The following is a 1,766-nucleotide window of genomic DNA, read 5'->3' as shown; positions in this document are numbered from 1 at the left end:
AGAACGGCACTGCAAAACATGATGAAAAAAACTTTTAGAAAAACTTCCGAAAACATTTGGAAGTATGAAATAAAAGTTCTTATCTTTGCATCCACGTTCGCTAAAAACTAGCGGGTGTAACAACAAGAGTTCTTTGAAAGATTTACATATCAACAAGTAGTACAAGTATTAAAAATTAATACCGTCAAAACTTGAAATAATAACGGATTCTGAGCAAGACAAAACAATTTATACAACGAAGAGTTTGATCCTGGCTCAGGATGAACGCTAGCGACAGGCTTAACACATGCAAGTCGAGGGGCAGCACGGTGTAGCAATACTTTGCTGGCGACCGGCGCACGGGTGAGTAACGCGTATGCAACCTACCTATCAGAGGGGGATAACCCGGCGAAAGTCGGACTAATACCGCATAAAACAGGGGTCCCGCATGGGAATATTTGTTAAAGATTTATTGCTGATAGATGGGCATGCGTTCCATTAGATAGTTGGTAGGGTAACGGCCTACCAAGTCTGCGATGGATAGGGGTTCTGAGAGGAAGGTCCCCCACACTGGTACTGAGACACGGACCAGACTCCTACGGGAGGCAGCAGTGAGGAATATTGGTCAATGGGCGAGAGCCTGAACCAGCCAAGTCGCGTGAAGGATGAAGGATCTATGGTTCGTAAACTTCTTTTATAAGGGAATAAAGTGCGGGACGTGTCCTGTTTTGTATGTACCTTATGAATAAGGATCGGCTAACTCCGTGCCAGCAGCCGCGGTAATACGGAGGATCCGAGCGTTATCCGGATTTATTGGGTTTAAAGGGTGCGTAGGTGGTTTATTAAGTCAGCGGTGAAAGTTTGTGGCTCAACCATAAAATTGCCGTTGAAACTGGTTGACTTGAGTATATTTGAGGTAGGCGGAATGCGTGGTGTAGCGGTGAAATGCATAGATATCACGCAGAACTCCAATTGCGAAGGCAGCTTACTAAACTATAACTGACACTGAAGCACGAAAGCGTGGGGATCAAACAGGATTAGATACCCTGGTAGTCCACGCAGTAAACGATGATTACTAGGAGTTTGCGATACACAGTAAGCTCTACAGCGAAAGCGTTAAGTAATCCACCTGGGGAGTACGCCGGCAACGGTGAAACTCAAAGGAATTGACGGGGGCCCGCACAAGCGGAGGAACATGTGGTTTAATTCGATGATACGCGAGGAACCTTACCCGGGTTTGAACGCATTTGGACAGCTCTTGAAAGAGGATCTCTAGCAATAGCCATTTGCGAGGTGCTGCATGGTTGTCGTCAGCTCGTGCCGTGAGGTGTCGGCTTAAGTGCCATAACGAGCGCAACCCTTATCTTTAGTTACTAACAGGTCGTGCTGAGGACTCTAAAGAGACTGCCAGCGTAAGCTGTGAGGAAGGTGGGGATGACGTCAAATCAGCACGGCCCTTACATCCGGGGCGACACACGTGTTACAATGGTGGGGACAAAGGGCAGCTACACAGCGATGTGATGCTAATCTCCAAACCCCATCTCAGTTCGGATCGAAGTCTGCAACCCGACTTCGTGAAGCTGGATTCGCTAGTAATCGCGCATCAGCCATGGCGCGGTGAATACGTTCCCGGGCCTTGTACACACCGCCCGTCAAGCCATGGGAGTTGGGGGTACCTAAAGTCCGTAACCGCAAGGATCGGCCTAGGGTAAAACCGATGACTGGGGCTAAGTCGTAACAAGGTAGCCGTACCGGAAGGTGCGGCTGGAACACCTCCTTTCTGGAGC

The 1,766-nt window shown here is 48.5% G+C and carries 1 other annotated feature (cut by a window edge).

Going from position 1 to position 1,766, the window contains the following annotated elements:
• Positions 1 to 232 precede the first annotated feature (232 nt).
• Positions 233 to 1,766: a sequence feature (most likely nonfunctional fraction of RNA operon), on the top strand; it runs 2,751 nt beyond the window's last position.

The organism is Parabacteroides gordonii MS-1 = DSM 23371, from assembly GCF_000969825.1.
In the GTDB taxonomy this organism is placed as follows: Bacteria; Bacteroidota; Bacteroidia; order Bacteroidales; family Tannerellaceae; genus Parabacteroides; species Parabacteroides gordonii.
The sequence above is the reverse complement of the archived record's forward strand: the minus strand, read 5'-3'. Positions and strand labels throughout refer to the sequence as shown.